Consider the following 15,129-nt stretch of genomic DNA (forward strand, 5'->3'; position numbering starts at 1 on the left):
CGCCCGCCGCGCTTTCGCCGCCCATGAGCCGGTCGCGCAGCGCGCCTATGCCCCGCCCTTCCCGGATCAGCCGCAAGTACCAGGCGCCGTCGGCGGTGTCGCCGTACAGGCAGACGCCCACCAGCCTGTCGCCGCGGATGACCAGCTTCTTGTAGACGCCGTCCAGCGAGTCGGCCAGCGTGATGGCTTCGGTCTGCCCGCCGCCGGCGAATTCGCCGGCGGAGAACAGCTCGATGCCGCTGACCTTGAGTTTGGCCGACGTGACGCTGCCCTGGTAGCGGCCGATGCCGTGCAGCGCCAGATGATTGGCCGCCACCCGGGCCTGCTCGAACAGCGGCGCCACCAGCCCGTAGGCCGTGCCCCGATGGTTGGCGCATTCGCCCACCGCGTAGACGCGCGGATCGTAGGTCTGCAAGGTGTCGCTGACCACCACGCCGCGGTTCACGTACAGGCCGCAGCGCTCGGCCAGCTCGGTGTTCGGCCTGACGCCGGCCGCCATCACGACCAGATCCGCCGGGATCTCCTCGCCGTCGGCGAAACGCAGCGCGCGCACGCGCCCGTCCGCGCCGCCCAGGATGACCTGGGTCTGGCGCCGCAGCAGGAATTTCAGCCCGCGCGCCTCCAGGCTGGCGCGCAGCAGCGCCGCGGCCGCGCCGTCCAGCTGCCGGTCCAGCAGCGACGCGCCCAGGTGCACCACCGACACATCCATGCCGCGCGCGGCCAGGCCGTTCGCGGCCTCCAGGCCCAGCAGCCCGCCGCCGACCACGACCGCGTGCCGGTAGCGCGCGGAAGCGTCGATCATCTCGTTCACGTCGCCGATCCCGCGAAAGGCGACCACGCCCCGGAGATCCTTGCCCGGCACCGGCGGCATGTAAGGCGTCGAGCCGGTGGCCAGCAGCAGCCGGTCGTAGGGCGCGCAGCCGCCCTCGTCGTCCAGCACCCGGCGGCGCGCGCGGTCCACCTCCACCACCTTGCGCCCCATCAGCAGGCGGATGCCGTGGCGGGCGTACCAGTCCTCGTCGTTCAGCACGATGTCCCGCAGGCTTTGTTCGCCGGCCAGCACGGGCGAGAGCAGGATGCGGTTGTAGTTGGTGTAGGGCTCGGCGCCGTACACCGTGATGTCGTACAGGTCGGGCGCCAGCTTCAGCAGTTCTTCCAGCGTGCGTATGCCCGCCATGCCGTTGCCCACCACCACCAGTTTCTGTTTCGCTCTCATGATGCCGCTAGGCCGCGGCGCGCGCGGCGCCGGCCTCCTCCAGCGCGACTGGGGCAGCGGCCGCGTCCGCCTGCGCGGCGGCCGGCGCGCGCTCCGGATTGCCGTAGCGCCGGTGCAGGAAGTCCACCACGGCGGCGCGGCATTGCAGATAGACGGCGTCGTTGGCCAGCCCGACCCGGTCGCGCGGCCGCGCCAGGGGCACGGGCAGGATGTCGCCGATGGTCGCGGCGGGGCCGTTGGTCAGCATCACGATGCGGTCCGACAGCAGCACCGCCTCGTCCACGTCGTGCGTGACCATGATGGTGGTAGTGCGCGTCTGAGCCACGATCTTCAGCAGCTCGTCCTGCAGGTGCGCGCGGGTCAGCGCATCCAGCGCGCCGAAGGGTTCGTCCATCAGCAGCACGCGCGGCTCGATCGCCAGCGCCCGCGCGATGCCCACGCGCTGCTTCATGCCGCCGGAGATTTCGCGCGGCAGCTTGTTCTGCGCGGGCAGCAGCCCCACCAGGTCCAGCGCGGCCCGCGTGCGCTGCGCCAGCTGCGGGCGTTTCTCGGCGCCGCCGTACACCCGCTCCACCGCCAGATACACGTTCTGGAAGCAGTTCAGCCAAGGCAGCAGCGAATGGTTCTGGAACACCACGGCGCGGTCCGGCCCGGGACCGGCGATCTCGCGTTCCGCACACAGCAGCACGCCGCGGGTCGGGCGCGTCAGGCCCGCGATCAGGTTCAGCAGGGTCGACTTGCCGCAGCCGGAATGGCCGATCAGGGTGATGAATTCGCCCTGCGCCACGGTAAGGTCGATGTCGCGCAGCGCCACGAACGGGCCGCGGCCGGTGTTGAACGTCTGCCCGACGCCTTCGATGCGTACGAATTTCTTCATGGCCTCATTCCTCGGTGTAGGTGTAGCGGCGCGCCAGCGCGACCAGCATGGTCTCCAGCAGCAGCCCGACAATGCCGATCACGAAAATCGCGATGACGATGTGGTCGACCTTCAGGTTGTTCCATTCGTCCCACAGCCAGAAGCCGATGCCGGTGCCGCCGGTCAGCATTTCGGCGGCCACGATCACCAGCCAGGCGGTGCCGATGGACAGCCGCACGCCGGTCAGCACGTGCGGCAGCACGGCCGGCAGCAGCACCTTGGTGATGACCTTCCATTCGGACAGGTTCAGGACCCGCGCCACGTTCAGGTAGTCCTGCGGCACCCGCGCCACGCCGGCCGCGGTGTTGACGATCATGGGCCAGATCGAACAGATGAAGATCGCCCAGATGGCGGCCGGGTCGGCCGCCTTGAAGAGCAGCAGCCCCAGCGGCAGCCAGGCCAGCGGCGAGACCGGGCGCAGCAGGCTGACGATGGGCGAGAACATCGCGCGCACCGCCGCGTAGCGGCCGATGACGAAGCCGGCGGGTATGCCGACCAGCGCGGCCAGCCCGAAGCCGATGGCCACGCGCTGCAGCGAGGCCAGCACGTTCCAGCCGATGCCGCGGTCATTGGGCCCGTTGTCGTAGAAGGGATCGGCGAACAGCTGCACGGCCGCATGCCAGGTGGCGCCCGGCGTGGGGATTTCCGGTATGCGCATCGCCACCGCCTGCCACAGCAGCACGAACAGCGCGAAGCCGGCCGCCGGCCCCACGATGGCGCGCAGCGCGGACTCCAGGCGCACGCGCCACAGGATGGCGGCTTCGCCGCCGCCGGACACATTCGTCAAGGTGGACATGGCCACTCCTTTTTTCGTATCGGCGCTCAGGCGCGGACCTTGAACCCGTCGGCGTAGGCCGCGGGGTTGCTGCCGTCCCAGGCCACGCCGTCGATGAGCCTGGAGCTGCGCATCTCGCCGGCCGGCAGCGCCGCGCCGGCCGCCTGCGCGGCCTGCTTGTAGATATCGATGCGGTTGACCTGGCGGGCCACCGCCAGGTAATCGGGATGTTCCTTCAGCAGCCCCCAGCGCTTGTGTTGGGTCAGGAACCACATGCCGTCGCTCAGGTAGGGGAAATTGGCCGAACCGTCGGCGTAGAAGCGCATGGCGTGATCGTCGGTCCAGCGCTTGCCCGCGCCGTCGTCGTAACGGCCCTGCATGCGGTCCACGATGGTCGCGGCGTCGGTGTTGACGTAGGACTTGGCGGCGATGGTCTCGGCGGTCTTCTGGCGGTTGGCGGGCGAGGCGTCTATCTATTTGCCGGCTTCGAGTATGGCGGCGGTGACCGCGCGCGCCGTATTCGGATGGCGCGCGACGAAGTCCGCGCTGGCGCCCAGCACCTTCTCGGGGTGCTCGGGCCAGATGGCCTGCGAGGTGACCGCGGTGAAGCCGATGCGGTCCTGGATGGCGCGCGCGCCCCAGGGTTCGCCCACGCAGTAGCCGTCCATATTGCCCACGCGCATGTTCGCGACCATCTGCGGCGGCGGCACCGTGATGACCCTGGCGTCCTTCATCGGATCGACGCCGTAGGCCGCCAGCCAGTAGTACAGCCACATGGCGTGCGTGCCGGTGGGAAAGGTGTGCGCGTAGGAGTAGGTGCGCTTCTCGGAAGCCATCAGCCGGGCCAGCGATTCGCCGTCGCGCGCGCCGGCCTCCAGCAGCTTGTTCGACAGCGTGATCGCCTGGCCGTTCTGGCTCAGGCCCATCAGCACCGCCATGTCCTTGCGCGGCCCGCCTATGCCCACGTGCACGCCGTAGACCAGGCCGTAGAGCACGTGCGCCATGTCCAGCTCGCCGTTCATCAGCTTGTCGCGCACCGCCGCCCAGGAGGCTTCCTTCGACGGCTGGATGGTGACGCCGTATTTCTTGTCTATGCCCAGCACCGAGGCCATCACCACCGACGCGCAGTCGGTCAGCGGGATGAAGCCGATCTTCACCTCGGTTTTCTCGGGCGCGTCGGTGCCGGCGGCCCAGGCGCCGGCGCGCACCAGCGGATCGACCAGCGACAGCAGGCCGGCGCCGGCGACCGCGCGCGCCGTGCCGCCCAGCCACTTGCGGCGCCCCAGGTCGGCGCCGGCTTCTGCGCGGGCCGCGGTGTCGGTGGAATGGCTGGCGATGGTTGGCTTCATGCGTGGCTCCTGGCGAAAAAAAACGTCCCGCGCGCCACGGCGACCAGGCCGGTGGCGATGCGGAACGTCGTTGTCCCTTGCCGCGGATCGCGGCGCTTTGCGTGGTCAGCCGCCGTTGGCCGCCCGTTTTCACTCAAGCAAAGACCGTGCCAATCGCGAAAAGACCCTGCCGCGCAGGGCGCGCGCCGCCGGACGCCGCGGCGCGAACCGACTTGGTGCGCAGTCCGATGCGGCGCCGCACCATTCCTGTGCGGGCGCCGCCCCTCGCCGGGCGCGCCCAGGGCGGGACGCGATGGCATGGAACTTGCATGACCGTCTCCATCAGGAGGAAGCGTCATGCTCAAGGTCATGCTGCTCAACGATGGCGAAGGACGCGCGGCGTCGCTGCGGCAGGTGCTGGCCGCGGCGGGCGTGCGCGTGGTGGCGGAAGCGGCGACCGGCATGGATCTCGCCGCCCGCATCGCCCGCGCGGCGCCGGACGTGGTGCTGATCGACAGCGATGCGCCCGGCCGCGACACGCTGGAGGACGTCTGCGTGGCCAGCGAGCACAGCGACCGCCCGGTGGTGATGTTCACCGGCGACGGCGACCGCGCAACCATACGCGCGGCCCTGCGCGCCGGCGTCGCGGCCTATGTGGTGGGCGAGGTGCCAGCGGCGCGCATCGAGCCCTTGCTGACCGTGGCCATCGAACGCTTCGCCATGGAAAAGTCGCGCCGCGACGAGCTGCGCGAGACGCGCGAGCGCCTGGCCGAGCGCCAGGTGGTGGAAAAGGCCAAGGGCATTCTGATGAAGGCCCGCGCGGTCCCGGAAGACCAGGCCCACCGCCTGCTGCGCGAGTACGCCATGCAGAACCAGAAACGGCTGGGCGAGGCCGCCCGCGAAATCGTGGAGATGAGCCAGTGGCTCAATCGCGCCTAGGCGCGGCGAGCTAATAAGTTATGGCTATATGGAATGAAGAAATCAAAAGTTGTGGGGATGAAACCCCGTCCCTATGATCGAAAGACATTTACCCGGGTTCGCCCGAGGCGGGCATTCATGAAGCTTTTCCCGATTTTTGCCGATCTGAAAGACAGGCGGGTCGTCGTGGTGGGCGGCGGCGCGGTGGCCGAGCGCAAGACGCTGGCGCTGCTGGAGGCCTCGGCCGACGTGGTCGTGGGCGCGCCGGAACTGACGCCGGCCCTGGCGGCGCTGGCGGCCGAAGGCCGCATCCGCCATCTCGCCGGCCGCTTCGACCCGGCCTGGCTGGACGACGCCTGGCTGACGGTCGCCGCCACCGACGACCGCGAGGCCAACGCCGCGGTGTCGCAGGCCGCCGGCGAGCGGCGCCTGTTCTGCAACGTGGTGGACGACCCGGAACTGTCGTCGTTCCAGGTGCCGTCCATCGTCGACCGTTCGCCGCTGATCGTGGCGATTTCGTCCTCGGGCGTGGCGCCGGTGCTGGCCCGGCGGCTGCGCGAACGCATCGAATCCCTGTTCGACCACACGCTGGGCCAGCTGGCCGCGCTGGCGGCCCGCTACCGCAAGCCCATCCGCGCCAGCCATCCGGACCTGGGCGCGCGCCGCCGCTTCTATGACTGGCTGCTGGACGGCCCGGTGGCCGGCCTGCTGCGCCAGCAACAGCCGGTGCAGGCCGAGGCGGCGCTGACCGCGGCGCTGGCGGCCCCGATCGCGCCGGCCGCCGGCAGCGTGGCGCTGGTCGGCGCCGGCCCCGGCGACCCGGGGCTGCTGACGCTGAAGGCCTTGCGCGCGCTGAACGAGGCCGACGTCATCCTGTACGACCGCCTGGTCAGCGACGAGGTCATGTCGCTGGCGCGGCGCGACGCCGAACGCGTGGCGGTCGGCAAGCAGCCGGGCGAAGACCACCACGCCACGCAGGCGCGCATCCACGCGCTGCTGGTCGAGCACGCGCGCGCCGGGCGGCGCGTGGTGCGGCTCAAGGGCGGCGACGCCTTCATCTTCGGCCGCGGCGGCGAGGAACTGGAATACCTGCGCGCGCACGGCGTGCGCTACGAGGTGGTGCCGGGCATTACCGCCGCGCTGGCCTGTGCGGCCTACGCCGGCATCCCGCTGACGCACCGCGACCATGCCCAGTCGGTGCGCCTGGTCACCGCGCACTGCCGCGAGGACGAGGACAACCTGGACTGGGCCGCGCTGGCGCAGGAAAGGCAGACCGTGGCGTTCTATATGGGCGTGGGCCAGCTGGACCTGCTGACGCAGCGCCTGCTGCGCCACGGCCGCGCGCCGGACACGCCGTTCGCGCTGATCGAAAACGGCAGCCGGCCCGGGCAGCGGGTGCTGTCGGGCACGCTGCAACGGCTGCCGGCCCTGGCCGCCGAACACGCGATACGTTCGCCTGCCCTGCTGCTGGTGGGCGAGGTCGCGGGGCTGGCGCCGCGGCTGCGGTGGTTCGGGGAGTATGTCGAGGGGAATCTGGAGAGGATGGCGGCTTGAAGGGGGGATTGGCGGCTGGCGCCGCCTGATGGGTGTCGCGCGTTCGACGGTTGATTGCTTGCGCGAACCGGTTCGCGCAAAAACCCGGCCGTCCAACGCGCGGCACCCATCACCCCGCCCGCCTATTCCGTCTTCTGCGTGGTGCCGAAGATCCGGTCGCCGGCGTCGCCCAGGCCCGGCATGATGTAGCCGTTTTCGTTCAGGCCGTCGTCGATGGACGCGGTGTAGATGTGCACGTCGGGGTGCTTGGCCAGCACGGTGTCGATGCCGACCGGGGCGGCCACCAGCACCAGGGCGCGGATTTCCTTACAGCCGGCGCGCTTGAGGAGGTCGATCGCGGCCACCATCGAGCCGCCGGTGGCCAGCATCGGGTCTACGATCAGCGCCAGGCGCTGGTCCAGTTCGCCGACCAGGCGCTCCAGATAGGTGTGGGCCTCCAGCGTCTCTTCGTTGCGGGCCACGCCCACCACGCTGACCTTGGCGCCCGGAATCAGGCTGAGCACGCCGTCCAGCATGCCGATGCCCGCGCGCAGGATCGGCACCACGGTCACTTTCTTGCCGGCGATCTTCTCCACCTCGACCGGGCCGCACCAGCCCTCGACGGTGGCCGGGGCCAGCGGCAGGTCCTTGGACGCCTCATAGGTCAGCAGCGCGCCGACTTCCTGGGACAACTCGCGGAAGCTCTTGGTGCTGAGGTCGGCGCGGCGCATGATCCCGAGCTTGTGGCGGATCAGCGGATGGCGGATTTCGTGCACGGGCATGTGCGTAACACTCCAGAATATTGATCAAGGGGTTGGTCGCCCCGGACGCAACCGCGGCAGCGCGGCGCTGCGCGCCGCCCGCGTCGAGCCGCTTCCGGGGATCGTAATCGGGTTTGGGGCCGGTGCGAAGTTCCTTTTTCTCTGTACAGGCCCCGGGGCGCCGTTCGCTATTGTTCGGCGAGCCAGGCGATCAGCGCGTCGTCGAAGGCACGCACGGCGCCGGCCTGCTCGTGGTTGACGATGCTGACCACCACGTAGCGCTTGCCGCTGGCGCCCAGCACGTAGCCGGCGATCGCGCGCACGTCGCGCAGCGACCCGGTCTTGAGGTGGGCCATGCCCTGGGCGCCGTTGCCCTTGAGGCGGCGGCGCACGGTGCCGTCCACCCCGGCGATCGCGAAAGACGAAATGTACTCCGGCATCAGGGGAGAACTCCAGGCCAGGGTCAGCATCGAGGCCAGGCTGTCGGCCGAGACCCGGGCCTCGCGCGACAGGCCGGCGCCATTGTCGATGACGAGTTCCGGCATGTCCAGGCCCTGCCTGGCCAGCAGGTCCTTGGCCACGGCCTCGCTGCTGGGCACGGTGGCCGGCCGCCGGCCGCGCTCGGCGCCCAGCGTCAGCAGCAGGGTGCGGGCCATGACGTTATTGCTGCGCTTGTTGATCTGGCGGATCGCCTCGGACAGCGTGGGCGAATCGTGCGAGGCCAGCACCACCGCGTCGGGCGGCACCACACCGGCGCGCACCTGGCCCTTGAACGTGCCGCCCAGCTCCTTCCACAGCATGCGGAACACTTCGGTGGCGTAGTCCGGCTGCGACAGCGCCAGCCGGTACAGGCTGAATTCGCCGCAGGAGCCGGCCACCTTGCCGTTGACGCGGATGGTCACGCCCTGCTGGGTGATCACCGGATCGGTGGTCACCACCGGCGGGCCGGGGCAGCGCACGTCGCTCCATTCGACGCGGCCCTCGATCTTCAGGCCCGGCAGCGGCGGATCGATCAGCGGCACCCACTTGTTGGCCACCGGATCAGGCGTGAACAGCAGGCGCAGCGCGCCGAAGCCCACCATCAGGGCGTCCGGGCTGGCGTTGTAGGCGCGGTCCGGAGCGCCGTCGAAAGCGCCGGGGTCGGTCGCGACCTGGCCGAAGATGCTGCGGTCTATGACCAGGTCGTTGATCTGCTTGACGCCCTTCAGGCGCAGCTCGCGCAGCAGCACCCACAGGTCCTGCAGCAGGAACTGCGGATCGCCGCCGGCCTTCAGGTACAGGGGGCCGGCCAGCGCGCCCTTGGCGTCGGGCCGCGCGCCGGGCGCCGTCATGAATTCGGTGCGCCAGACGTAGTTCGGCCCCAGCTCGGACAGCGCGGCCCAGGTCGTCACCAGCTTCATGACCGAGGCCGGATTGCGCGCTTCCTTGGCGTTCAGCGCCGCCAGGCGCGGACCGTTCACTTCCTGGACCACCAGCGACAGGGAACTGTCGGGCAGCTTGGTGGCTTTCCAGGCCCGGACCACGTCGGCCGGCAGGCCGGGAACCTGGGCGCAGGCGGCGCCCGCGGCCAGGGCCAGCAGCCCTCCCGCCAGCCACCGCTTCAGCCCGCCCCTACGCTTGTACCCTAGTCCCGTCATGCCACGCCCGTCCGGTTGCTCATCCAGCAAAAACGAGAGCATACAAAATCGGCAGGGCTTGCGGGCGCGGCGCGACGGCCGCTACTTCTTTTCAAGCTTCCATTTGCCGGCGGCGATGGTCGCCATCACCAGCGCGCGTTCGTCCAGGCCGTTATGGTCGGTCGGGCTCATCGTGACCACGCCGGTCGCGGTGGGCAGGTTCCTGACGTTTTCCAGCGCGTCGCGCAGCGCCGCCCGGAATTCGGCCGTGCCGGGCTTGGCCTGCTTCAGCGCCACCGGAATCGCCTGCTGCAACAGCAGGCCGACGTCCCAGGCATAGGCGGCGAACAGCGAGACGCTGCCCGCGCCGTTGGCGGCCTCGTATTTCCGGGCGAAGGCGCTGGCCGTGGCCTTGACCGGGTTGTCGTCGGGCAGCAGGTCCGCCACCATCACCGGGCCGACGGGCACCCAGGCGCCGTCGCAGGCCGCGCCGCAGACGCGCAGGAAATCGTTGTTGGCCACGCCGTGGTTGAAGTAGATCCTGCCCTGGTAGCCGCGCTCGCGCAGCGCCCGGGCCGGCATGGCGGCGGGCGTGCCCGAGGCCCCCACCACCACCGCGTCCGGCGCCACGCCGACCAGCTTGAGCGTCTGGGCCACGGCCGAGGTGTCGGTGGGCGCGAAGCTCTCCTTGCCCACCACTTCGATGCCATGCTTCTTGGCCGCCTTCTCGACCTCCACCCAGAAGGTCTCGCCCAGCGCATTGTTGAAGCCGATGAAGGCCAGCTTCTTCACGCCGTTGGCGGCCGCGTGGCGCGCGATGCCCTCGGCCATCAGCGAATCGGAGTGCGGGGTCTTGAACACCCAGCGCCGCTTGTCGTCGACCGGCTCGATCAGGCGCGCCGACGAGGCCAGCGTGATCACCGGCGTGGCGCCGCTGGCCACCGTGTCCAGCATGGCCATGGTGTTGGGCGTGGTGCTGGACCCGACGATCAGGTCCACCTTGTTCTCCGAGATCAGCTTGTGCGAATTGCTGACCGCGCGGGTGGTGTCGGAGGCGTCGTCCAGCACCACGTACTCGACCTTGACGCCGCCGATCTCGGCGGGCAGCAGGCTGATGGTGTTGCGTTCGGGAATGCCCAGCGAAGCCTGCGGGCCGGTGGTCGACAGGGTGGCGCCTATCTTCACCTGGGCCAGCGCGGGCGACGCGCCTAGGGCCAGCAGGGCCGCCAGCGCGGCGGCGGTCAGGGTATGGCGGGGAATCATGCGCGGTCTCCAGTGGTGGACGTACGTCGGTGGGCGGATGTCTGGTTATGCATGGCGCCGATCCGCTACGGCGTGAAACGGCGGTCAGGCGCGCACGCCCGCAAGCGGCATGGCCTGCTCCATCAGGCGCTGCATGGAGTCCAGCACCAGGTCCTGCGGCATCAGCCCGAAGTTGTGCAGGCCGAGCACGTGGTCCAGGCCCATGTCGGCCAGCCGCGCCAGCTTGGCGGCCACGGTGGCCGGGGAGCCGAACAGCGACAGGCCGCTGGCGATGATGTCGTCGTAGACCTGCTTGCGCGCGTACAGCCGGGTATCCACGTACAGGTCGAAGGCGCGCGCGGCGCGCCGGCGCGCCTCCTCGTCGGTGGCGGCCACGTGCGTATGCAGCGCGACCGCCGCCATGCCGGCGGCGTCCTCGATGCCGGCCTCGGCCAGCCCGCGGCGGTAGTCCTGCATCATCTGGCCGATTTCCTCGAAATCGTCCACCGCCGCGTAGGGCACGAACAGCATGCGCCGGCCCTGGCGGCCCACGTGGTAGGCGGCCTCGCGCCGCAGGATGGCCACGTACAGCGGCACCGGGTCCTGCACCGGCTGCACGTTCAGGCGCACCTCGCGGACGGTGTTGAACCTGCCCTCGTGGGTCACGCGTTCGCCGCGCAGCAGCCGCTCGACCAGCATCAGGTTCTCGTCGAAGCGCTCGCGCTTGGTCGCGGGGTCGATGCCGTAGCCGTCGAACTCATGCTTCAGGTAGCCCGAGCCCACGCCCAGCGCCAGCCGCCCTTGCGACAGCTGGTCCACCAGGGCATAGTTTTCCGCCACCGTCAGCGGGTTGTGGAAGGTCAGGATGGAGATGGCGGTGCCCAGCCTCAGCCGGCTGGTCTGCTGCGACAGCGCCGCCAGGAACACGGCGGGGTTGGGCACCGCGCCGTATTCGTGGAAATGGTGCTCGGCCACCCAGAAGGTGTCGTAGCCCAGCTGTTCGGCGCGCCGCGCCTGCTCCAGCACCTGGCTGTAGAGCTGGCCCAGCGTGCGCGGCTGGGACGGATAGTGGTCCTGGACCGAGAAGATGGACATCTTCATGGCTGGCTTGTCTCCGCGATTGTCCGCCGCTTGCGGCTGATGTATTTTTTAGTGATACACGTATTCTAATAAGCGACGATCCCATGTCAACAAACAGCAGTACCGGCATCCAGTCCGCCGAAATCGCGCTGGACGTGCTGACCCGGCTGGCCGAGCTGGGCGGCGCGCTGTCGGTGTCGGAGCTGGGCCGCAGCCTGGACATGCCGCGCGCCAAGGTGCACCGTTATCTGGTCTCGCTGGAGCGGCGCGGCTACGTCGAGCAGGACCCCGCCAGCGCCCGCTACCGGCTGGGCCCGCAGGCGCTGCATACGGGCCTGGCGGCGCTGGCCGAAGTGGATTTCGTGAAGCTGGCGGCCGGCTGCCTGGATGGCCTGAGCGCGGCCATCGGCCAGACGGTGTTCATTTCGGTGTGGGGCCAGCACGGCCCGACCATCGTGCAGTGGCGCGACGCGCGGCTGCCGGTGACCGTCAACGTGCGGGTGGGTTCGGTGCTGCCGCTGCTCAACAGCGCCACGGGCCGCGTCTACGCCGCCTGGCTGCCTGAAACCCTGGTCCTGCCGCGCGCGCTGTCCGAATGGGACGCGCTGCTGGCCCAGCACGCCGACGCCGCCCGCGCCCTGGACGCGCCCGAACCGCCGGCCGACCCCGCCGCCCTGCTGCGCCGGCAATGGCAGGCCACGCGCGAGCGCGGCTACGCCAGCGTCAGCGGCAACCTGCTGCATGGCATCGATTCGGCCGCCGTGCCGGTCATGGACGCCCAGGGCCGGCTGGCGGGCGCCATCACCGGCCTGGGGCTGCACGGCGGCTTCGACCTGGCGCCGCAGGGCCTGCCGGTGCGGGCCCTGGTCGCGGCGGCGGCCGACTGCTCGCGCCGTCTGGGCTGGAATCCGTCCCCCTGAACAAAACCCGCGCGCGGCGGCCGCTTTACAATACCGGGTTGCGCCGGGCTTGCCCGGCCCGTCCGTGCCATCAACGGCCGCCCTTTTCTGCCGTCCTGTCCGGGCGGATACCCGCGTGACCCAGTCCCTTACCGTTTCCGATTTCGATTACGACCTGCCGCCTGAGCTCATCGCCCAGACGCCCGCCGCCGAGCGCACCGGCAGCCGCCTGCTGCACCTGGATCGCGCCGGCCAGCTGCACGACCGGCAGTTCGCCGACCTGGCCGCGCTGCTGCGCCCCGGCGACCTGCTGGTCTTCAACGACACCCGCGTCATCAAGGCGCGCCTGACCGGCCACAAGATCACCGGCGGCAAGGTCGAGGTGCTGGTCGAGCGCATCACCGAGCCCGACCGCGTGCTGGCCCATGTGCGCGCCAGCAAGTCGCCCGGCGCCGGCATGGTGCTGCGCCTGGCCGAGGCCTTCGACGCCACCGTGCTGGGCCGGGACGGCGAACTGTTCGACATCCGCTTCCCCGGCCCGGTGCTGGAACTGCTGGACGCCCACGGCGCGACGCCGCTGCCGCCCTACATCACGCACCAGGCCGACGCCGGCGACGACGAACGCTACCAGACGGTCTATGCGCGCGAACCGGGCGCGGTGGCCGCGCCCACCGCCGGCCTGCATTTCGACCAGCCCACCCTGGACCGCCTGCAGGCGCTGGGCGTGGCGCGCGCCTTCGTCACGCTGCACGTGGGCGCGGGCACCTTCCAGCCCGTGCGGGTCGACAACCTGGCCGACCACGTCATGCATGCCGAGTGGTACACCGTGCCGCAGGCCACGGTCGACGCCATCGCCGCGGCCCGCGGCCGCGGCGGCCGCGTCATCGCCGTGGGCACCACCAGCGTGCGCGCGCTGGAATCGGCCGCCGCCCAGACCGAGGGCCGCGCCGCCCCCGGCCTGCCGCTGGCGCCCGCCCAGGGCGACACCCGCCTGTTCATCACGCCCGGATACCAGTACCGTGTCATCGACGCGCTGGTCACCAACTTCCACCTGCCCCAGTCGACCCTGCTGATGCTGGTGTCGGCGCTGGCCGGCGTCGAACCGATACGCCGCGCCTACGCCCACGCCGTCGCCGAGCGCTACCGCTTCTTCAGCTACGGCGACGCCATGTTCATCGAATCCCCTGCCCCATGACCGGACTGAACTTCGAACTGCTCGCCACCGACGGCGGCGCCCGCCGCGGCCGCATCACGCTGAACCACGGCGTGGTCGAGACGCCCATCTTCATGCCCGTGGGCACCTATGGCAGCGTCAAGGCCATGCTGCCGCACGAACTGAAAGAGATCGGCTCCCAGATCGTGCTGGGCAACACCTTCCACCTGTGGCTGCGTCCCGGCACGCAGATCATGGAAAAGCACGGCGGCCTGCACGGCTTCATGCAATGGGACAAGCCCATCCTGACCGACTCGGGCGGCTTCCAGGTGTTCAGCCTGCAGGGCATGCGCAAGATCACCGAGGAAGGCGTCAAGTTCGCCTCCCCCATCGACGGCGCGCGCCTGTTCCTGACGCCCGAAGAGTCCATGCGCATCCAGCGTTCGCTGAACTCGGACATCGTGATGGTGTTCGACGAATGCACGCCCTATGAAATCGACGGCCGCCCCGCCACCGTCGAGGAAGCCGCCCGCTCGATGCGCATGTCGCTGCGCTGGGCGCGCCGCTCGCGCGACGAGTTCGACCGCCTGGGCAACCCCAACGCCCTGTTCGGCATCGTCCAGGGCGGCATGTACGAGTCGCTGCGCGACGAATCGCTGGCCGGGCTGCAGGACATCGGCTTTCACGGCTACGCCATCGGCGGCCTGTCGGTGGGCGAGCCCAAGGAAGACATGATGCGCATCCTGGCGCACGTCACGCCCCGGCTGCCGCAGCACGCGCCGCGCTACCTGATGGGCGTGGGCACGCCGGAAGACCTGGTCGAGGGCGTGGCCCGCGGCGTGGACATGTTCGACTGCGTCATGCCCACCCGCAACGCCCGCAACGGCTGGCTGTTCACCCGCTACGGCGACGTCAAGATCCGCAACGCCAAGTACCGCGACGACACCCGCCCGCTGGACCCGAGCTGCGGCTGCCACACCTGCGCGAATTTCTCGCGCGCCTATCTGCACCACCTGCAGCGCGCCAACGAAATCACCGGCGCGCGCCTGAACACGCTGCACAACCTGCATTTCTACCTGACCATCATGCAGGAGATGCGCGAGGCCATCGCCGAGGGCCGCTTCGAGGCCTGGCGCGCCCGCTTCGCCGCCGACCGCGCGCGAGGGGTGGATTAGAATTTGAACAGGCCGCCGGCCCCTATATACAATAGTCGGCTTGCCCTATCCATGGCTCGCGCGGGGATGGGTGCAGAAAAATACAAACATGACCCTCCAAACATACTAAACGCAGGAGAATTCAATGTCCGTTATCGATACCGCCAGCCTCGTCGTGGCCCAGGCCGCCGCTCCCGAAGGCAATGCGCTGATGGGCATGCTGCCCATCATCCTGATGTTCGTGATCCTCTACTTCCTGATGATCCGTCCCCAGATGAAGCGCCAAAAGGAACACCGCAACCTGCTCGCCGCCCTGGCCAAGGGCGACGAAGTCGTCACCGCCGGCGGCCTGCTCGGCAAGGTCACCAAGGTCAACGACAGCTACGTCACCGTGGAAGTCTCGGAACTGGCCGACAAGCCGGTCGAAGTCATCATGCAGAAGTCCTCGGTCTCGACCGTGCTGCCCAAGGGAACCATCAAGGCCCTGTAAGCGTCCCACAGGGGCCCACCGGGCTCCTGCGCCCGATGGTCCCCGCCG

General features: G+C 69.9%; 12 protein-coding genes and 2 pseudogenes. 6 read left to right on the forward strand and 8 right to left on the reverse strand.

All coding sequences use genetic code 11. The features are described from left to right. Position 1 precedes the first annotated feature (1 nt). The 4 genes and pseudogenes from C1I89_RS16010 to C1I89_RS16025 all read right to left on the reverse strand — a co-directional run. Positions 2 to 1,216, reverse strand: a pseudogene (locus C1I89_RS16010) (NAD(P)/FAD-dependent oxidoreductase); the annotation flags it as partial. Between the two features lie 7 nt (positions 1,217 to 1,223). Continuing rightward, positions 1,224 to 2,093, reverse strand: a complete 870-nt coding sequence (locus C1I89_RS16015; RefSeq protein ID WP_102773692.1) for an ABC transporter ATP-binding protein — start codon at positions 2,091 to 2,093, stop codon at positions 1,224 to 1,226. A 4-nt stretch (positions 2,094 to 2,097) separates the two neighbouring features. Further along, positions 2,098 to 2,928, reverse strand: a complete 831-nt coding sequence (gene ntrB, locus C1I89_RS16020) for a nitrate ABC transporter permease (protein ID WP_102773693.1) — start codon at positions 2,926 to 2,928, stop codon at positions 2,098 to 2,100. 26 nt (positions 2,929 to 2,954) lie between these two features. Continuing rightward, positions 2,955 to 4,256: pseudogene (locus C1I89_RS16025) on the reverse strand (CmpA/NrtA family ABC transporter substrate-binding protein). Between the two features lie 336 nt (positions 4,257 to 4,592). Between C1I89_RS16025 and C1I89_RS16030 the strand changes: the two are divergent. Continuing rightward, entirely contained in the window at positions 4,593 to 5,174 is a 582-nt protein-coding gene (locus tag C1I89_RS16030; protein WP_102773694.1) for an ANTAR domain-containing response regulator, read from the forward strand. Positions 5,175 to 5,291: 117 nt separating this feature from the next. Continuing rightward, positions 5,292 to 6,707 (forward strand): siroheme synthase CysG, encoded by a 1,416-nt coding sequence (gene cysG / locus C1I89_RS16035; protein WP_102773695.1) that lies wholly within the window; start codon positions 5,292 to 5,294, stop codon positions 6,705 to 6,707. Positions 6,708 to 6,829: 122 nt separating this feature from the next. Here the strand turns inward: cysG and upp are convergent, their stop codons facing one another. The 4 genes from upp to C1I89_RS16055 form a co-directional block, all read right to left on the reverse strand. Continuing rightward, a complete protein-coding gene (gene upp, locus C1I89_RS16040; protein ID WP_102773696.1) occupies positions 6,830 to 7,468 on the reverse strand; it encodes a uracil phosphoribosyltransferase in 639 nt (212 codons plus the stop codon). A gap of 167 nt (positions 7,469 to 7,635) precedes the next feature. Then, complete coding sequence (gene dacB / locus C1I89_RS16045; protein ID WP_102773697.1) at positions 7,636 to 9,084, reverse strand: D-alanyl-D-alanine carboxypeptidase/D-alanyl-D-alanine endopeptidase; 1,449 nt, start codon at positions 9,082 to 9,084, stop codon at positions 7,636 to 7,638. Between the two features lie 81 nt (positions 9,085 to 9,165). Continuing rightward, positions 9,166 to 10,326, reverse strand: coding sequence for an ABC transporter substrate-binding protein (locus tag C1I89_RS16050; RefSeq protein WP_102773698.1), 1,161 nt, complete (start codon positions 10,324 to 10,326; stop codon positions 9,166 to 9,168). Positions 10,327 to 10,410: 84 nt separating this feature from the next. Further along, positions 10,411 to 11,406 carry an LLM class flavin-dependent oxidoreductase gene (locus C1I89_RS16055; RefSeq protein ID WP_102773699.1) on the reverse strand — a complete coding sequence of 332 codons (996 nt, stop codon included), beginning with the start codon at positions 11,404 to 11,406 and terminating at the stop codon, positions 10,411 to 10,413. 83 nt (positions 11,407 to 11,489) lie between these two features. On the opposite strand from C1I89_RS16055, the gene C1I89_RS16060 reads away from it, so the two are divergent. The 4 genes from C1I89_RS16060 (at position 11,490) to yajC (ending at position 15,081) form a co-directional block, all read left to right on the forward strand. Continuing rightward, positions 11,490 to 12,305, forward strand: coding sequence for an IclR family transcriptional regulator (locus C1I89_RS16060; protein ID WP_102773700.1), 816 nt, complete (start codon positions 11,490 to 11,492; stop codon positions 12,303 to 12,305). Positions 12,306 to 12,420: 115 nt separating this feature from the next. Continuing rightward, entirely contained in the window at positions 12,421 to 13,479 is a 1,059-nt protein-coding gene (gene queA, locus C1I89_RS16065; RefSeq protein ID WP_102773701.1) for a tRNA preQ1(34) S-adenosylmethionine ribosyltransferase-isomerase QueA, read from the forward strand. Continuing rightward, positions 13,476 to 14,612 (forward strand): tRNA guanosine(34) transglycosylase Tgt, encoded by a 1,137-nt coding sequence (gene tgt, locus C1I89_RS16070; protein ID WP_102773702.1) that lies wholly within the window; start codon positions 13,476 to 13,478, stop codon positions 14,610 to 14,612. Before queA ends, tgt begins: the two co-directional genes overlap by 4 nt. 124 nt (positions 14,613 to 14,736) lie before the next feature. After that, positions 14,737 to 15,081, forward strand: a complete 345-nt coding sequence (gene yajC, locus C1I89_RS16075) for a preprotein translocase subunit YajC (protein WP_102773703.1) — start codon at positions 14,737 to 14,739, stop codon at positions 15,079 to 15,081. Positions 15,082 to 15,129: the final 48 nt, after the last annotated feature.

It is taken from the genome of Achromobacter pulmonis (genome assembly GCF_002885955.2).
Lineage (GTDB): Bacteria > Pseudomonadota > Gammaproteobacteria > Burkholderiales > Burkholderiaceae_B > Achromobacter > Achromobacter pulmonis_A.

Coding starts and splice junctions, on each gene's coding strand:
- tgt (WP_102773702.1), top strand. CDS start 13,476: ATGACCGGACTGAACTTCGAACTGCTCGCCACCGACGGCGGCGCCCGC.
- upp (WP_102773696.1), bottom strand. CDS start 7,468: ATGCCCGTGCACGAAATCCGCCATCCGCTGATCCGCCACAAGCTCGGG.
- ntrB (WP_102773693.1), bottom strand. CDS start 2,928: ATGTCCACCTTGACGAATGTGTCCGGCGGCGGCGAAGCCGCCATCCTG.
- yajC (WP_102773703.1), top strand. CDS start 14,737: ATGTCCGTTATCGATACCGCCAGCCTCGTCGTGGCCCAGGCCGCCGCT.
- C1I89_RS16030 (WP_102773694.1), top strand. CDS start 4,593: ATGCTCAAGGTCATGCTGCTCAACGATGGCGAAGGACGCGCGGCGTCG.
- dacB (WP_102773697.1), bottom strand. CDS start 9,084: ATGACGGGACTAGGGTACAAGCGTAGGGGCGGGCTGAAGCGGTGGCTG.
- C1I89_RS16060 (WP_102773700.1), top strand. CDS start 11,490: ATGTCAACAAACAGCAGTACCGGCATCCAGTCCGCCGAAATCGCGCTG.
- C1I89_RS16050 (WP_102773698.1), bottom strand. CDS start 10,326: ATGATTCCCCGCCATACCCTGACCGCCGCCGCGCTGGCGGCCCTGCTG.
- C1I89_RS16055 (WP_102773699.1), bottom strand. CDS start 11,406: ATGAAGATGTCCATCTTCTCGGTCCAGGACCACTATCCGTCCCAGCCG.
- C1I89_RS16015 (WP_102773692.1), bottom strand. CDS start 2,093: ATGAAGAAATTCGTACGCATCGAAGGCGTCGGGCAGACGTTCAACACC.
- cysG (WP_102773695.1), top strand. CDS start 5,292: ATGAAGCTTTTCCCGATTTTTGCCGATCTGAAAGACAGGCGGGTCGTC.